Origin of the sequence: Microbulbifer agarilyticus S89 (genome assembly GCF_000220505.1) — a bacterium.
GTDB classification, from domain to species: Bacteria; Pseudomonadota; Gammaproteobacteria; order Pseudomonadales; family Cellvibrionaceae; genus Microbulbifer; species Microbulbifer agarilyticus_B.
Map to the genome: position 1 here is coordinate 1 of NZ_AFPJ01000057.1, position 16723 is coordinate 16723.

The window sequence follows — 16723 nt, forward strand, 5'->3', positions numbered from 1 at the left end:
CCCGGGTGATACGCTCGAATGGACCATAGAGGTCACCAACCAGGGAAATCAGGACGGTACCGGTTTAGTAGTCACGGACTTCCTACCGGATACTAGTCTGTTCAATTCTTTCATTGCTAGTGACGGTGGCGTAATCGATCTGACTGCCGGTACTGTGACCTGGGATATTGGCAATCTTGCTGCCGGGGATTCCGTCAATTTGAGCTTGAGCGCTGTGGTCAATGAGTCGGTGCCTCCTAATATTCCTCCGCAAACGAATTCAGTCGTGGTGGAAGATGATGGTAATAATGGCGAGGACCCGACACCGGAAAACAACCGCGACGATGAAACACTCGAAATACAGTACGTCGATCTGTTTATCGACAAGGAGTACGACGGTGCCGTACCCGAACCTACCGACACAATTGTCTATACATTGACGTATGGTAACCGTGGCACTGCGACCTCAAACGGTGTGGTGATTACCGAAAACCTGCCTCCCAACACAAGCTTCGATACTGCCAGCTCGACACCGGGCTGGGTACAGAACGGCGATACATTCTCTTTCGATGTCGGCACCCTGGCACCGGGGGAAGTGGCCACCATCACATTCGCGGTCGTTATTGACTATCCGCTGGACGCCACGGTACAGCAGATCGACAATGCCGCCGTCATCACCGACGATGGCGGTAATGGTCCCGATCAAAATATCCTGGACAATTCCGACACCGATGAAATCGGTATTCGGAACGATACCAATGTCGACAACATCACCCTGTCCGACCTGCACCCGGATTACGTAGAGTCCTCCCGCGAGTGGGAGCGGCAAACTGCGCAAATGCACGGCCGTATCATTTCTGCGGAAACCCAGAGTGTGAGCGCCAATCTGCAAGGGGGCCGCAACGGGGGCAACTTCGACCCGGCCTTCGGCCCGGTGGACGGCATGCGCTTCCCCAATGATTGGGCGCGGACCTTCAGCAACGACCTGAGCATCGATACCGATGGCGGCAGCAACAGTGCCAAATCCAGTCCGCTGGCATTGGACCCAGACTTCGGCAGCTACCGCGCCAACTCTCTGTTTGGCGATTTTGAACGGCCCGCAGCGAGCCCCGAAATCCCGGACACGCCAACCATGCCCCCGGCCCCCGGACCACTGCCGATCCCCCTGCAGGAGGAACCAATGAATTTGCCGGGCGAACGCAGCCACATGCAGCAGCAACTGGACGCCATCGCGCTCGAGCTGAGCGAGGCGCGCGTCTCACCCCTGCTCGCCGCACTAGCCACACTCAGTCAAGAGAATGCAGACGGCGCCGAGAAGTAACACCGCACCATAGCTTGCCAACGCCAATTGACCAACTGGTCTAGCACCCCGACGCCAGTCCTGCCCTGGTGTCGGGGTAATTTCGGCGGCCCAACCCCTCGTATTTTCGAAATCCGTCCGCAATATCCCTAAGTAAGGAAGCATACTTCCGTACAATCGATCCAACATCGGAACTATTTCAATAACCAAATCCAGTCGAGCCACAAGCATGACCGAGATCGCCGAAGCCATCGAAAACCAACAGGCCAGCAACCTGCAATCCCTGCTGGACAGCCAGCGCCAGGCTTACCTGGCCAACCCCGCGCCCAGCCGCGAAGAGCGCATCAATGACCTGAAGGCACTGGCGCGTATGATCCGCGACCATCAGGATGAGCTGGTAAAGGCAGTGAGTGCTGACTACGGCAACCGCTCCCACCACGAAACCCTGTTTGCCGAAATCTTCCCCGCGCTGGACTCCATCAAGGACACCATGAAGCGCCTGAAGAAGTGGATGAAGCCCCAGCGCCGCCACACCGATTTCACCGCCTTCCCCACATCGTCCACCAAGGTGATCCCGCAGCCGCTGGGCGTGGTGGGCGTAATCGTGCCGTGGAATTTCCCCATCAACCTGTCCTTCGGGCCGTTAATCAACATCTTCGCCGCCGGCAACCGCGCCATGGTGAAAATGTCGGAAAACTCCCGCAACCTGACCACACTGCTGCAGCGTATCAGCAGCGACTACTTCCCCGCCGACAAGCTGGTCTTTTTGGAGGAAACCGGCGGCGTGGGTATCGAGTTTTCCACGCTCAAGTTTGACCACCTGATCTTTACCGGCTCCGGCGCCACCGGCCGCAAGGTAATGGCCGCGGCCGCGGCCAACCTGACCCCGGTTACCCTGGAGCTGGGCGGCAAGTCACCGGCCATTGTGGGCCCGGACTACAGCACCGATACGGCGGTTGAGCGGGTGCTTTTCTGGAAACTGTTCAATGCCGGCCAGATCTGCACCACCGTCGATTACCTGCTGCTCCCGGAAGACAAGGTGGATGCCTTTGTCGAGAAGGCCAAGCGTGTCTTCAAGAAGCGCTATCCGGATATCCAGCACCCGGATTACACATCGGTGATCGACGAGCGCTCCTTCCAACGCATCTGGCAGACCCTGGATGACGCCACCGCGAAGGGGGCTAAGGCCATCGACCTGACCGACGGTCAGGGCAGCCGTGACGACCCGCTGAAGAAATTCCCCGCGCACCTGCTGATCAACGTCGATGAAGAAATGGACGTAATGCAGCGGGAAATCTTCGGCCCGCTATTGCCAATCAAGACCTACAAAAACCGCGAAGAAGTGGCCAGCTATATCAATAGCGGCGACCGCCCACTGGCGATTTATCCCTTCACCAATGACAAATCCCTGCGCGATTACTATATCGACCATGTGATGTCCGGCGGCGTTAGCGTGAACAACGCGGTGCTGCATGTCGGCCAGCACGATATTCCCTTCGGCGGCGTGGGTGAGAGCGGTATGGGCCACTACCACGGCTACGAAGGTTTCCTTACCTTCTCCAAACTGCGCCCGGTGTTTTATCAGGGGCCGCTTGATCCGCTGAAGCTACTAATGCCGCCCTACGGCAATGTGGCGAAAAAGATGATGCAGGTCATGCTGCGATTGACCAAGTAATCGCAGCAAAAAATAAAAAGCCGGTACAAATTTCTGTACCGGCTTTTTATTTTCCGAAAAGAGAATGAAGCAGCGACGACTAACTCACTACTCTTGCACCTGCCATTGCACCAAATCAACCTAGGTCGAGCGCATTCAACGCCTCAGAAAGTGTCTTCACCGGAATAACCTGCATCCCTTCAATATCATCCTTCAGACGATTCGCCGCAGGTACAATGGCTTTGCGGAAGCCGTGTTTGGCGGCTTCGCGCAGGCGTTCCTGGCCGGAAGGTACCGGGCGAATTTCGCCGGCAAGACCTACTTCACCGAAGATCATCAGATCGCGATCGAGGGTGCGGTTGCGGAAGCTGGAAACCACGGCCATCAATAGGGTGAGGTCAGCGCTGGTTTCCATCACCTTTACGCCCCCGACCACATTGATAAACACATCCTGATCACCGATCAGCACGCCGCCGTGGCGATGCAACACCGCGAGCAGCATATTCAAGCGGTTCTGATCGAGACCCACTGCCACCCGACGCGGGTTGCCCAGACTGCTGTCGTCCACCAGCGCTTGCAGCTCCACCAGCAGCGGACGGGTGCCCTCCCAAACCGAGGTAACCACGGAGCCCGCGGCGATTTCATCGGCGCGCTGCAGGAAAATCGCAGATGGATTGGAGACTTCTTTCAAACCCTGTTCGGTCATCGCAAACACCCCCAGCTCATTCACCGCACCGAAGCGGTTTTTATGTGCGCGCAGGGTGCGGAAGCGGGAATCATGGGTGCCTTCAAGCATGATGGAACAGTCGATAATATGCTCCAGCACCTTCGGGCCGGCGAGGGTACCGTCTTTGGTGACGTGGCCGACGAGAATGAGCGCAGTACCTGTCTGTTTGGCAAAGCGTGTTAAATAGGCCGCACTTTCTCGCACCTGCGCCACGGAACCGGGGGCAGATTGCACCTCGGCCATATGCATCACCTGGATCGAGTCCACCACCATCACCTTGGGTTTCACTTCACCGGCGGTGAGGCAAATCTGTTCGACATTGGTTTCCGATAACATCTGCAGGTGGTCCGCAGGCAGCCCCAGACGCTTTGCACGCATGGCAACCTGCTGCAGAGATTCCTCACCGGTCACATACAGAGCCGGCAGGTTTTGCGAAAGATGACACAGCGTCTGCAACAGCACCGTGGATTTACCCGCGCCGGGATGGCCACCCATCAGCACTACCGAGCCTGGCACCAGCCCACCACCCAGCACGCGGTCCAGCTCACTGGCATTAGTGGGGATGCGCGGTAATTCGCTGAGATCAATCTCGGAAAGCTTCTGTACCTTGCCCTGACCCGCCGCACCGGCATAGCCCGACTGGGCGCCGGTAAAATTGGCCGCGCGACTGTCGGTGTGCTCGGGGCCGAGGCGCACTTCGCTCAGGCTATTCCAGGCCCCGCAGGCACTGCATTGCCCAGCCCATTTGCTGTAGTCGGCTCCGCATTCATTGCAGACAAACGCTGTTTTCGATTTCTTGGCCAAAAGGGTGATCTCTGACTGGTGCCCGGCGACAGACTGCCGGAACTAAATACTTTATTGATTCAGGCTGGCAGTCTACATGACGGCTTTGCCGCTGAAAAATACAGGTCTGCGTTACAATTTCCCTTGCACTTTTGCGTATTCACTTTGGGCAACTGCTATGTTGCAGCGTATGATGCGTTTGTATTTACTCTACGGTTAACCACAATACGGTTGCCCAGCAGCTATTAATGTAAACAGCACAATGTCCCTACCCGCCGTCTGGATTCTGCATCGCGACGATATCGCCCCCGGTAGTGAGCACGCCAAAGCGCTCGACAGTCTGTTGTCGAAAGAGGAACACGCGCGCCAATTGCGCTACGCGAGCGATCAGGCCCGTCACGGGTTCCTGCTGAGCCGCGGCCTGCTGCGCACCGTGCTGGGCAAAATCAGTGGCCACTCACCGGAGTCGCTGGACTTCTCGATCAGTGACTCCGGCAAGCCCGCACTGGCTGCAACCCCCGAACTGCATTTCAGCCTCAGCCACAGCGGCCAGTGGATCGCCCTGTCGGTCTCCTGCGAGGCACCGGTGGGAATTGATATCGAGCAGCCGCAAAAGCCGCGGGACTTTTTGCGCATTGCCCACCACTATTTTCATCCGGACGAATGTGCGCTGCTGGACGATGCATCACCGGAATTGCTCCCGGTGCATTTCTACCGTTTGTGGACCATGAAAGAAGCCTTCTTCAAGGCGCGCGGTACTGGCATTTCCGAAGGACTCGGACGTATCAATCTGGCGGGATTCCACCTGGGCGAGGGTATCCGCCTGGATGCTGGCATGGCCGATAGCGAGGCGCCCTGGCAGTTCAATTACCTGATGCTGCCATTAGCAGAGGGCAACCATCTGCATATGGCCCTGGCCGGGCAGGACCCTGCGCTGGCCGAGATCAGCGCGGAACAGATTACCCGGGGGCTGCCCGACTGAGGCGCATTTTGGGACATGATTCCCTCAGTTCAAGCACGTCGCCAGACACGCTTGCGCGCGAAGGCCCAAGCCCATAACATCTTCGCCAAGGGCGGATACTAACTGCTCATCCAAAACACCAGATTACGCCAAACCATGCTCAATGTTCTGCAAACCCTGCTGCTACTCGCGCTGCTCGCCGTCACCGGCGAGGCGGTGGCTATGCACTGTGGTGGGTCGGAGAAAGCGCAGCATAGGGAGGCTAGCCATCATCAAGCGACTTCGGTCGCCGAACCAGCGCCCACGCACACTATTGCAGGCACTGCCGAGCAAGAAGCAAGCTGCAGCCATGGGCAATGCGGTACGCAGCACACCGAGCCGCATACCGACACACATACCGACACGTATACCAAGCCGAGTTCGCACACTGATTGCGATGGCAGCTGCGCCTGCTGTCCCGGCCACTGCGCAAATTGTATTCCCGCTTCGTTACAAGTTACGGAATTTCATTCCTTTGCCCGCTCCGTGACGGCCTACCGTCCACTGGATTCCACCCCCGCACCGGAATCCGCTATTCGCCCGCCGATTACCACCTGATACGGGATAGGTGCGCCCGAGCCTGGCGCATTTTCCATCCCACCCAAGCACTCGCTTACCCGAATACCCACTGAAAAATTACCAGCGCAAACTGCGCATCGCTGTGCCTCGGCCATTGCACCGCTATGCGAGCTGCGCCCCCGAATATGAAAGAGATCAGGAAAAGATCATGAAGATGATAAACAACGCAATGCACCTATTACGCGACAGCAAGTCATCCGCCCTCGCCCTACTGTTCGGGGCTTTCACCTTGTTAGCCGTGAGTGCCTGCAGCGAACCAATGGAGAGTGAGAGCCACAGCAGTGAAGCCATTGATGCAGCAAAAGGGGAAACCATCGCCCTCACCACATCCCTTACCACCTACAAGTCCGCTACCTGTGGCTGCTGCCAGCTGTGGGTGGACCACGCCACCCAGCAGGGTTTTGCGGTGGATGCGCAAAACGTCGATGACCTGAACGGCGTTAAGGACCGCTTCGGTATTGCGCCGCAGTTCCAGTCCTGCCACACCAGCGTGTCCGAAAACAATTATGTGTTCGAGGGTCACGTGCCGGCGAAGTTTGTCCGCCAGTTCCTGCAGAATCCGCCGGCCAACGCGCGCGGCCTCGCGGTACCGGCAATGCCACTGGGCAGCCCGGGTATGGAGGTGGGCGACCGCTTCACGCCCTATGAGATTCTGCTGCTGCACAAAGATGGCGGCCACAGCGTGTATGCACGTATTGAAAATGCCCAGCAGCAATTTTGAGGCGCGCCGTGAACAAATATCTTGATTCTTCCCCATTGGTCACGCCGATTTCACGGCGCCGGTTTGTCACCGGTATCATGTCTGGACTCGCCGGTGGCGCCGCCCTCGCCGGGCTGCCAGCCAGCGCTGAAGCGCCACAGGCGAGCAACCCTCTACCAAGCGAGTTACGCGGCAACCAGTTTGACCTGCACGTGAATTACCTGCCGGTCAACTTTACCGGCCGCGCGCGCACCGCCGTGGCGGTAAACGGCACCGTGCCCGCGCCGGTGTTGCGCTGGAGAGAAGGTGACACCGTCACCATCAATGTCACCAACCACCTGGCCCACGACACCTCCATCCACTGGCATGGCCTGATCCTGCCCAGCAATATGGATGGCGTACCGGGCCTCAGTTTTGATGGTATCCGCCCCGGGGACACCTTCACCTACCAGTTCCCGCTAAAACAGAGTGGCACCTACTGGTATCACAGTCACTCCGACTTTCAGGAGCAGCGCGGCCATTACGGGGCCATCGTGATCGATCCCGCCGAACCGGACCCGGTGGCCTACGACCGCGATTATGTGGTGCTGCTTACCGACTGGAGCGACCAGTCCCCACAGGACATTTACGCCACGCTGAAAAAGGAAGGGCACTACTACAACCGCCGTCGCCGCACCGTTGGCGACCTGTGGGAAGAGATTCGCCAGAAGGGTGTCAGCCAGACCTGGCGCGACCGCAAGATGTGGAACGAGATGCGCATGTCGGACCGCGACATCGCCGACGTCACCGGCTACACCTACACCTACCTGATGAACGGCCAGACGCCAGACGCTAACTGGACAGCCCTGTTCAAGCGCGGTGAGAAAATTCGCCTGCGGTTTATCAACGGCGCCGCCATGTCGATTTTCGACATCCGGATTCCCGGGCTAAAAATGACCGTAGTGGCGAGCGACGGCCAGAATATCGAGCCGGTCACCGTGGACGAATTCCGCATCGGCGTGGCAGAAACCTACGACGTCATCGTGGAGCCGGAAAACGATACCGCCTATACCCTGTTTGCCCAGACCATCGACCGCTCCGGTTACGCCCGCGGCACCCTTACTTCCGATCCGCGCCTACAGGCCAAGGTACCTGCAATGGATTACGCCCCGGTGCTCACTCATCGTGATATGGGCCATCACGATATGGGTATGCACCATTCGGCGCACGCCATGAGTGACATGCCCGGTATGGATCACGGAATGGATCACGGCATGGATCACGGTGCACACTCTATGGAGGCTATGGACCACAGCCAGCACGCGGGGCACCAGATGCCCGGCACCAAAGCCGGTAACAACGTCGGTAACAATATCGGCACCACCACCGGCCTCGGCCTCGCCGGATACGGCAGCAACGCGCCGGTGGAACATTTGCCCTCGGAATACGGCCCTGGGGTGGACATGCGCGCGTTCATGCCCGCTAACGGCTTGCACGACCCGGGTGTCGGCCTGCGCGATCACCAGCAGCGCTATGGGCGCAAAGTGCTTACCTATGGCGATATCCGCAATCTCACCCCCACCCTCGACCGTCGCCAGCCGGAACGGGAAATTCAGTTGCACCTGACCGGCAATATGGAGCGCTATATGTGGTCCGTTAACGGCATCAAGTTCAGCGACGCCGAGCCGCTGATTTTCAAATACGGTGAGCGACTGCGGGTGACCCTGGTGAACGACACCATGATGACCCACCCCATTCATTTGCACGGTATGTGGAGTGAACTGGAAACCAGTGACCCGGAATATATTCCGCGCAAACACACGGTACTGGTGCAACCGGGCTCAACCATCAGCTACCTGGTGACTGCCGACGCGTACGGCCGCTGGGCCTACCACTGTCATTTGCTGTACCACATGCCGGGCATGTTCCGCGAAGTGCGGGTGGTTTAAGGGAGGCACTAAGAATGAAAAAATTCACTCAAACCGTCAGTGTCATCTGTGCGGCCTTCGCAACTTCGGTCTCCTATGCCAATACGCAAATACACGAACACCAGCACGAGCATCACGGCCATTCAGAGCCGGAGCCCGCACATACGGTCGAGCCCGCGCCGGCATACCAGCCCCATCATCCTGAGCACGTGATGAATCACGAGGTACTGCTCACCAAAGTCACCATCGATCAGCTAGAGGCGCGTCAGCACGAGGGTAGCGCTCTGGAAGGCAGCCTGTGGTTTGGCGGCGACCTGAATAAGCTGTGGCTGAAAACGGAAGTGGAACGGGAGGAGGGAGAAACCGCCGATGCAGAACTGCAGGCACTGTATAGCCGCGCCGTGGCACCCTACTGGGATCTGCAATTGGGCGTGCGGCACGACTTCAAACTACAGGGCGGCGACAGCAAGACGTGGGGAGCCATCAGCTTGCACGGACTCGCGCCCTATTTCTTTGAAGTCGATACCGCACTGTTTATCGGCGACCATGGCGACACCGCCCTGCGACTGGAAGCCGAGTACGAAATACTGTTCACACAAAAGTGGATTCTCAGCCCGGAAGTCGAGGTCAATTTTTACGGACAGAACGACCCGACAACCCGCACCGGTTCCGGGCTTTCCGATATTGAAGCCGGGCTGCGTCTGCGCTACGAGTTTACCCCGAAATTTGCGCCGTACTTCGGGGTGAACTACGAGAAGAACTTTGGCAATACCGCAGACTTCCTGCGCGACGCTGGTGAGCATATCGACGAAACCACCTGGGTTATCGGTCTGCACGCCTGGTTTTAATTGAATCGTCGATTGTGCGATGTTTTCTAGGGGCAATCCAAAACCACCAAACGATGGCCACAATAGCAATTAGTCCCAGCAGGTTAATCAGCAACGTTGCCATTAGTTCTCTCCCGAGCCGGTGGATTTTTTGCGCCCCTATTCTGTTCTGGTGCAACACGGGTTGGCTTGAACATGCGCAGGCGATTGGCATTCGTCACTACTGTCACCGAAGAAAAGGCCATGGCCGCGCCGGCGATTACCGGGCTCAACAACATGCCTGTCACCGGGTATAGGACTCCGGCGGCGATGGGAATACCAAGGGTGTTATAGATAAACGCCCCGAACAAGTTCTGTTTAATATTGCGCAGCGTTGCACGGGAAAGCTCCACCGCATCGGCGACACCGTGCAGCGAGGAGCGCATCATGGTGATGTCCGCCGATTCGATGGCCACATCGGTACCGGCGCCAATGGCAAAGCCCACATCGGCCCTTGCCAGCGCCGGGGCGTCGTTAATGCCATCGCCTGCCATGCCAACCTTGGCATCTTCTTTTTGCTGCGCGACGACAATCTTTTCCTTGTCCTCTGGCAATAATTCCGCATGCACCTGTTCGATACCCAGCTGTTTGGCAACGGCATTTGCGGTGGTGGCATTGTCACCAGTGAGCATTTCTATGCGCAGTCCGAGTCGTTTGATGCGCTGTACCGCCGCTGCCGCATCTTCCCGAATCGGGTCGGCCACCGCGATCACGCCGGCAAGTTCACCATCCACCGCAGCGTACATTGCGGTCTTGCCCTGCTTGGAAAGGTCGTCCGATGTCTGCTGCCATTCCCCGATTACTACACCTTCGCGCTGCATTAGCTTGCCGTTGCCAAGCAGGATTACACTGTCATCCACATTTCCTTTTACGCCGTGGGCGGTGATTGCTGCGAAGTCAGAAACCTGGCTCAAGGAAAGCTGCTTTCGTTTTGCCGCACCAACAATCGCTTCTGCCAGTGGGTGTTCGGAGTGGCTCTCCAAACTCGCCAATTTTTGCAGCAGCGCATTGGTATCGCCTCTACTCTCGATATCGGTAAGCCTGGGCGTACCTTCAGTGAGCGTGCCGGTTTTATCTACCAGCAAGACGCTCAGGTCAGTGGCCTGCTGCAGTGCTTTGCCGTTACGCACCAATACACCGTTTTCGGCCCCTTTGCCGACGCCAACCATCACCGACATGGGCGTGGCCAACCCGAGTGCGCAAGGGCAGGCAATAATCAGTACTGAGGTCAGCACCACCAGCATGTGAGCGACTTTCGGCTCCGGACCCCAGTTGTACCAGACCAGCGCGGCGCAGACCGCGATGATCATTACTGCAGGTACAAAGATCGCGGAAATAGTGTCCGCGAGACGGGCAATGGGTACCCGTGAGCTCTGCGCGTTTTTTACCATCTGGATAATTTGCGCCAGGCGCGTATCGGCACCGACTTTTTCCGCAGTAAACAGCAGACTGCCATTCTTGTTTAAAGTACCGGCGGTGAGAAAGTCGCCCGGGGATTTTTTCACCGGTACCGGTTCACCGGTCAGCATGGATTCATCCACCAGACTGCTACCATCAACCACGCAGCCATCCACGGAAATTTTTTCCCCGGGGCGTACCCGTAGCCTGTCGCCCACGCGCACCTGCTCGACGGGAAGATCGAGCTCTTCACCATCTCGCACTACCCGGGCACGGGTGTCTTGTAGCTGCAACAGTTTTTCCACAGCTGCACCGGTGCGCCCACGCGCACGGACTTCCAGCGCCTGCCCTAGATTGATCAGGCCAATAATCATTGCGCTGGCCTCGAAGTACACATGGCGCGCGGTCTCCGGCAATAACTGCGGGAATAAAACAACCGACATGGAAAATAGCCAGGCAGTGCCGGTGCCCAGTGCGACGAGGGTATCCATCGTGGCGGAATGATGGCGGAATGCCTGGCAGGCGCCGGTGTAGAAATGGCCACCACAAAACACCAGCACTGCCAGAGTAAGCAAGCCCACACCACCCCAGGCGAACTGCTGGAACGTGTTGTTGACACCCATCTCACCGGTTACCAGCCCCCAAGCCATCAGCGGGACGCCGAGCCCCAGTGCAAGCGCAGCTCGCCACATCAGATGCCGATAGTGGAGCTGCTCTTCCTCGCGCTGTTGTTCGCGCAGCGCCCTGGCACTGGTGCGCACCGGTTCGGCGCCGTAGCCGGCGGATTCCACCGCAACAATACAGTCCTCGGGGGCCGCGTTGCCCTGAACGACCAAGGTCTTATCGCCCAGATTTATCCGTGCCTCGTCAACCCCAACAACGCCCTCCAGTGCGCTCTCAATTTTACGGACACACCCGGCGCAGCTCACACCGTGTAACTGGAATGTCTGGGAGGCGACACCCGCACCGTTGGCCGGGTTTCCATCCTGCGAATTTCCCATGTATTCCTCCCTATGCGATGTATTGCCCAGCGCTATTATTACAATAAAAAAGTATGCACTTATTTTACGGTTGAATGCTGCTACCTTAGTAAAAAACAAATTTGTTATTTATCTGGGCATCAATGAACAACGCAAAGGCCACCCTGATCACCGTCATGCTGGTGACCCTGATCGGTTCGGCCGGAATTGCGCTGCCCTACCCGGTGCTTGCACCATTGTTTCTCGATGGCCCACCCAATCCACTCACCCACTTTCTGGGACTCCCGCCAAAACTGCTGCTCGGGTTCGCGCTTGCAGTATTCCCTATAGGCCTGTTAATTGGCAGCAGCGTATTGGGCGCAATGTCCGACCAGTTTGGGCGCCGCCGTACGCTGGTGTTCACACTCATTTTGGCAGCGCTGGGCTATGCGCTGGCGGCGCTCGCGCTGAACTGGCAAAACTTTGTCTTATTCGTTGCCGCACGCTTTGTCACGGGCTTATGCGAAGGCAACATCGCTATTGCCCGCGCCATGGCGGCCGACCTTCATCCGGTAATTGACCGCACCCGCGCGCTGTCGCTGGCAATGTCGTGCGCCTACGCCGGCTGGCTCCTCGGGCCACTGAGCGGCGGCTATTTGGCGGTCTTTGGGCCGTCAGTGGTTTTTTGGGCCGGTGCTGCGGCAGTGCTTGTGTGTGCTCTTCTGGCGCAGCTGTTTTTGCCCGTCGACAGGCGGCCCACGCCCGCACGTGGCAACTTCTTGCAACTCATTCGCTCGGAAAACTCCCTTGTCTTGTGGCGGGAGCCGGCAATTCGCGCACTGGCCCTCTTCAACCTGTTGTTTTGCCTCGGGGTAAACGCCTTTTACGAATTTTATCCGTTTTGGCTGGTGGAGAAATTTGGTTTTGTCCCCCACGAAATTGCCTGGAATACCGTGGTTGCCACCGCGGTCATGATTACCGTGAGTGCATTGGCGGTGCCGCCACTGAAGAATCGCTTCGGAGCGAATCCCCTGGTGTTTCGAGGCGCCCTGGCTCTCGGAGGGTTACTGGCGCTACTGCCACTGGCAAACAGTCAGGGCACATTGGTGATGTTTGCGTTGATTGGCGCCAGTATCGCCACCGTAAACGGCATCTTCCCGGCGCTCATGTCGGAGCGTTTCGAGCGCTACGGTCAGGGCAAGGTGATGGGCCTACTGACCGCAAACTTTTGTCTCAGCAATGCCATCATCGCGCTGCTCGGCAGTGTGCTGGCGCTGTTGGGAAGCCAGTGGACCCTGCTGCTCGGTGGCGCTTTGTGTCTTACCAGCGCAGCCTGGTTCGCCATAGTCCATCGCGCTCCGGTCGACTGGTCTGGAAGGGTTGTGTCGCGTTAGCTGACGACCAACTAGACACCTAATTCTACTCCCGGTGACTCACCCCGGGGTGGTATCATCGCCGGATGAATCACCCCCTGCTTCCAGAACGCCCCCTTGTTGTCTCCCCCACTCTGGCCGCCACGCTCGGCCTGGAGGAGGCGGTGCTGCTGGGCGCATTGACGGACCTGTTACCCTTTTTGCCGGTAGAGTCACATCCGGGCCGGGACTGGTATACCGCAGAGGGCGAGCAGCTACAGCAGCTCTTGCCGTTCTGGGAGCCGAACGACATCCAACGGGTATCCACAAGCCTGCGCAATCAGGGAGCCCTGTTGCTGGGTGCCGCGCCCTACGGTAGTAGCGCCGTATTGAAATTCGCGCTTCCAGCGGCCCAGGCACGCAGTAATACTCCGGCAGCGCAGACACCTCCGCCCCCGACTCAAGTAACGCGCGCGGCGAATATCATTTCCCCCAGCTGGCAACCGGATGGCGAAACCATGGCGCGTATTGCGCAACTGGGCGTGCCGGAACACTTTGTGCGCGAACAGCTGCCAGAGTTTGTGACTTACTGGCGCGACCGCGGTGAAAGCAGACACTCCTTCGGCTCGCTGTTCCTCAAGCTGGTTAAAACCAAGTGGGAATCATATCGCGCAACACAGGGTCGTAAACAACCGCTACCGGACCACTGGCGACCAGGGGAAGATACCCTGCGCAAACTCTCTGACGAGGGGGTTCCCAGCACTTTTGTACAGCGTTGCTTTAAACGTTTTGTGGAGTACCACCGCAACAGTGGCAAGCAATCTATTTCCTGGGACCTTGAGTTCAATGACTGGGTAACCGAGGACTGGGAAAAGCAGGACACACCGTTTATCGAGAAACGGAAACCCGAGCCCATGACACGGGACTGGCAGCCCAGCGAAAACACCTGGGAGCAGCTGCGCCGATTGGCCATTAACCCCAGTTTTGCTGCAGAATTACTGCCGGAGTTTATCTACAAGTGGCTGGAGCGCGGTGGTCATAGCGCCCGCTGGGGCGAGCAGTTCATCGAGTATGCGCGCACCGAGTGGGCATACTATTGCCAGGGCATCGAGAAAAATCCGGTGGCCAAGCCGATTTCGCGCAATTGGCAACCGACCAGTGACTGCCTTGGCCACTTGTTGAATCAATGTGAAATTGACCGCGAATTTGCCCTTGGCCTGGTACCGGAGTTCCGCCTCTACTGGCGCGAGCAGGGTGCCGCCCGCAAAAGCTGGGATTCCGTCTTCGTACGTCACGCCCGCCACCAGTGGGCCGAGCGCAACAAGTTCGCGATAGGACAACACCATGGCAAGCCACAAGAGCCCGGGAATGCAAGCAACCAACGCACCAGGGATACATCAGTCTGGGACATCGTCACAGACACAAACTGGTAACGCCGAGCTGGAAGCACGCAAGCGGGCACTTAACGAGGTGTTCGGTTTGCTCAAGCTGAGTTATCACAATCAATTTAACTCGGCTTTCCAGGATGTGCAGACCCTGAACCACGCCAAGCGGTTGTGGCTGGAATCTCTCGCCGGCTTCTCACCGGAGCAGATCCTCGCGGGCGCAAAGCGCGCCATCAAGCAGTGTGAATACCTGCCCACTGTACACAAGATGCTGCAGCTGTGTGCGGAAGGCGAAAACGGCCTGCCGGACCCACGTGCCGCCTATCGCGAGGCCTGCAATGCGCCGAGCCCCAAAGCCAACCAGAAATGGAGCCATCCGGCGGTGTACCACGCAGGGCGTGCCGCAGACTGGTTTTTCCTGGCCAACAATCCGGAATCCTCCGCCTTCCCGGTGTTTGCCAGCCATTACAAAAAGATTTGTGAGCGCCTGCTCGCCGGCGAGAGCCTGCCCGCCCCCCAGCAAGTTCAACTGGAGCATCAGCCAGCCAAACCGCTGTCCAAAGCCGAAAACGCCAAAAAATTGGCGGAGTTGCGCGCACAACTCAAAATATGATGTGATCTAGCTGCTGCGCCCTCGCGTAGCAGTGAGTCCCGCCAGGAAGTTTGCGGGCGCTCGTTAGACCATTTCCATTTTCCAAAGCAGGTATCGCCATGGTTAGGCTCCTCCTTCTGCTTGTGGTACCCCTTTCATTGCTGGCCGCTAGCCCAGCAAATGCTGACTTTTATTCCCATCGCTATGGCGGGCTAGCCATCCAGAGCACGGCGCTCGACGATGTCTGTGGCAATTCCCAATCGTTCGTTAATGGCCTGAATAGCCCCAATCAACTCGCGACTTTGTCCAACTGTAGCGACAGTGGCGAAGGTGTAAAACTTTACGCCGGCTGGCGCTGGAGCCCGAATTTCGCAGTCGAAGCGGATTTGCGCCAATCCACCAGTGCTACTTCGAATTTCGCTATCAGTAATCCACAGTTCCCAAGCCTGTTTGTAAAAGATCGCGTCACCACCCGTATGGGGAATGCATTTTTTGTCAGTCATCTGCCGCTGGGGCGTTCAGGGATTAGCGTATTCGGAAAAATCGGCGGTGGCTTCTGGTTCAATCAGGTGCGCTCACTGCAGCGCGGCGATACCCTGGCAGTGGTACAGCTACAAGATGGCTCCCTGCAGGCGGTGACATTTCCTGTGGAAGGGGAATTCAATGATAGTACCAGCGGCTTTCACTGGGGCTACGGAGCTGGTGTCAGCTATCGACTGCGCGATCGTTGGACCATCCGCGCCGAGTGGGAGCTATTCCCCGAGATCGGAGGCGATGCGACACGTGGCGAATACCAGCTAGAGTCTGCATCCCTGGGCTGGAGCGTCCTCTTTTAAGCGGCCTATCTGCGGCACTCGTTTAAACCTAATATTCCATCCACAGCGATGGGAGAATCCTCTTTGTGCACAGAAATACTGGATAGCATTGGGGATAACTCCTGAAAAGGAGCGCGGGCCCCCGTGGTTGCTGGGCTCGCCTTTTCGTCTATTTTTTCATCGGCTTTTTAGTGCTGTATTTGCACACTCTTTCCGTACGATTCCGTGCCTTGCAGCGCTGCTTACCTCGCTTCTTTGTGGATAATCTGCGCGCTTTCTTTTTCCAGGAGATTACTTGCCGAGCCCTGTTGATATAGCTCTGGCGATGTATCGGTTAACAACTGATTTATCGTGCTTTTTACGAGTTATACACAGCCGGTTACACACAGAAACCTTGGACAGAGTTGTGGGTAACTACGGGATATTCGATGGGAGTGGCGTGGTTTCTGGCTTTGCGAAGACGGCTAAAAAAACGTCATTGCGGTTTGGGGATAAAACCGATGCTGGCTTGCTAAATTTAAAGCTGTGGATAGGTAAAAAGAGTGCCGAGCTGATATTTAGAAGCCTGACAAAACGGCACGACAGCCGTTTTGCACAGCCGAAGGCTGCCCGAAGGGCGAGGGCCAGGGATGGCCCGAGTGACCTGACCGTACCGCGCAGCGGTAGGTCATCGGCAGGCTGCAATGAAAAAAGCCCTGACCGCGTTAGCGATCAGGGCTTTTGGAAT

Annotated in this window: 14 protein-coding genes; 12 read left to right on the forward strand and 2 right to left on the reverse strand. The window is 57.6% G+C overall.

The features are described from left to right. Both AS89_RS17965 and AS89_RS0116390 read left to right on the forward strand, forming a co-directional pair. The coding region (locus AS89_RS17965) for a DUF11 domain-containing protein (RefSeq protein ID WP_010133855.1) at positions 1-1300 on the forward strand (1300 nt) is incomplete at its 5' end. A 208-nt stretch (positions 1301-1508) separates the two neighbouring features. Further along, complete coding sequence (locus AS89_RS0116390; RefSeq protein WP_010133856.1) at positions 1509-2954, forward strand: coniferyl aldehyde dehydrogenase; 1446 nt, start codon at positions 1509-1511, stop codon at positions 2952-2954. A gap of 115 nt (positions 2955-3069) precedes the next feature. Here the strand turns inward: AS89_RS0116390 and radA are convergent, their stop codons facing one another. Beyond that, complete coding sequence (gene radA / locus AS89_RS0116395) at positions 3070-4464, reverse strand: DNA repair protein RadA (protein ID WP_010133857.1); 1395 nt, start codon at positions 4462-4464, stop codon at positions 3070-3072. A 241-nt stretch (positions 4465-4705) separates the two neighbouring features. Here radA and AS89_RS18325 point away from each other — a divergent pair, with 241 nt between their 5' ends. From AS89_RS18325 to AS89_RS17980, 5 genes are all read left to right on the forward strand, one after another. Beyond that, positions 4706-5425, forward strand: coding sequence for a 4'-phosphopantetheinyl transferase family protein (locus AS89_RS18325; protein WP_010133858.1), 720 nt, complete (start codon positions 4706-4708; stop codon positions 5423-5425). Positions 5426-5560: 135 nt separating this feature from the next. Continuing rightward, a complete protein-coding gene (locus tag AS89_RS17975; RefSeq protein ID WP_010133859.1) occupies positions 5561-6001 on the forward strand; it encodes a hypothetical protein in 441 nt (146 codons plus the stop codon). A gap of 169 nt (positions 6002-6170) precedes the next feature. Then, positions 6171-6743, forward strand: coding sequence for a DUF411 domain-containing protein (locus AS89_RS0116410; RefSeq protein ID WP_237709717.1), 573 nt, complete (start codon positions 6171-6173; stop codon positions 6741-6743). Positions 6744-6751: 8 nt separating this feature from the next. After that, positions 6752-8650, forward strand: coding sequence for a copper resistance system multicopper oxidase (locus AS89_RS0116415; protein ID WP_081475763.1), 1899 nt, complete (start codon positions 6752-6754; stop codon positions 8648-8650). Positions 8651-8664: 14 nt separating this feature from the next. Next, positions 8665-9477, forward strand: a complete 813-nt coding sequence (locus AS89_RS17980) for a copper resistance protein B (protein WP_010133863.1) — start codon at positions 8665-8667, stop codon at positions 9475-9477. Between the two features lie 83 nt (positions 9478-9560). Here AS89_RS17980 and AS89_RS17985 read toward each other — a convergent pair whose 3' ends face one another. Further along, a complete protein-coding gene (locus tag AS89_RS17985) occupies positions 9561-11894 on the reverse strand; it encodes a heavy metal translocating P-type ATPase (RefSeq protein ID WP_010133864.1) in 2334 nt (777 codons plus the stop codon). A 122-nt stretch (positions 11895-12016) separates the two neighbouring features. Between AS89_RS17985 and AS89_RS17990 the strand changes: the two genes are divergently transcribed. The 5 genes from AS89_RS17990 to AS89_RS19005 form a co-directional block, all read left to right on the forward strand. Next, positions 12017-13246, forward strand: a complete 1230-nt coding sequence (locus AS89_RS17990; RefSeq protein ID WP_010133865.1) for an MFS transporter — start codon at positions 12017-12019, stop codon at positions 13244-13246. A 65-nt stretch (positions 13247-13311) separates the two neighbouring features. Beyond that, a complete protein-coding gene (locus AS89_RS0116435; protein ID WP_010133866.1) occupies positions 13312-14637 on the forward strand; it encodes a DnaT-like ssDNA-binding domain-containing protein in 1326 nt (441 codons plus the stop codon). Then, positions 14573-15202 carry a replication protein P gene (locus tag AS89_RS0116440; RefSeq protein ID WP_237709718.1) on the forward strand — a complete coding sequence of 210 codons (630 nt, stop codon included), beginning with the start codon at positions 14573-14575 and terminating at the stop codon, positions 15200-15202. The genes AS89_RS0116435 and AS89_RS0116440 overlap by 65 nt, the downstream gene beginning before the upstream one ends. Positions 15203-15300: 98 nt before the next feature. Then, on the forward strand, positions 15301-16017 hold the full coding sequence (locus AS89_RS0116445) for an outer membrane beta-barrel protein (RefSeq protein WP_081475764.1): 717 nt from the start codon (positions 15301-15303) through the stop codon (positions 16015-16017). Positions 16018-16291: 274 nt separating this feature from the next. After that, positions 16292-16723: hypothetical protein (locus AS89_RS19005; protein WP_237709719.1), on the forward strand; the 432-nt coding region annotated here is incomplete at its 3' end.

Bases quoted from the DNA above. Each gene is read 5' to 3' on its own strand.
- AS89_RS0116390 (WP_010133856.1), top strand. From the start codon at position 1,509: ATGACCGAGATCGCCGAAGCCATCGAAAACCAACAGGCCAGCAACCTG.
- AS89_RS18325 (WP_010133858.1), top strand. From the start codon at position 4,706: ATGTCCCTACCCGCCGTCTGGATTCTGCATCGCGACGATATCGCCCCC.
- AS89_RS17975 (WP_010133859.1), top strand. From the start codon at position 5,561: ATGCTCAATGTTCTGCAAACCCTGCTGCTACTCGCGCTGCTCGCCGTC.
- AS89_RS0116410 (WP_237709717.1), top strand. From the start codon at position 6,171: ATGAAGATGATAAACAACGCAATGCACCTATTACGCGACAGCAAGTCA.
- AS89_RS17980 (WP_010133863.1), top strand. From the start codon at position 8,665: ATGAAAAAATTCACTCAAACCGTCAGTGTCATCTGTGCGGCCTTCGCA.
- AS89_RS17985 (WP_010133864.1), bottom strand. From the start codon at position 11,894: ATGGGAAATTCGCAGGATGGAAACCCGGCCAACGGTGCGGGTGTCGCC.
- AS89_RS17990 (WP_010133865.1), top strand. From the start codon at position 12,017: ATGAACAACGCAAAGGCCACCCTGATCACCGTCATGCTGGTGACCCTG.
- AS89_RS0116435 (WP_010133866.1), top strand. From the start codon at position 13,312: ATGAATCACCCCCTGCTTCCAGAACGCCCCCTTGTTGTCTCCCCCACT.
- AS89_RS0116440 (WP_237709718.1), top strand. From the start codon at position 14,573: ATGCAAGCAACCAACGCACCAGGGATACATCAGTCTGGGACATCGTCA.
- AS89_RS0116445 (WP_081475764.1), top strand. From the start codon at position 15,301: ATGGTTAGGCTCCTCCTTCTGCTTGTGGTACCCCTTTCATTGCTGGCC.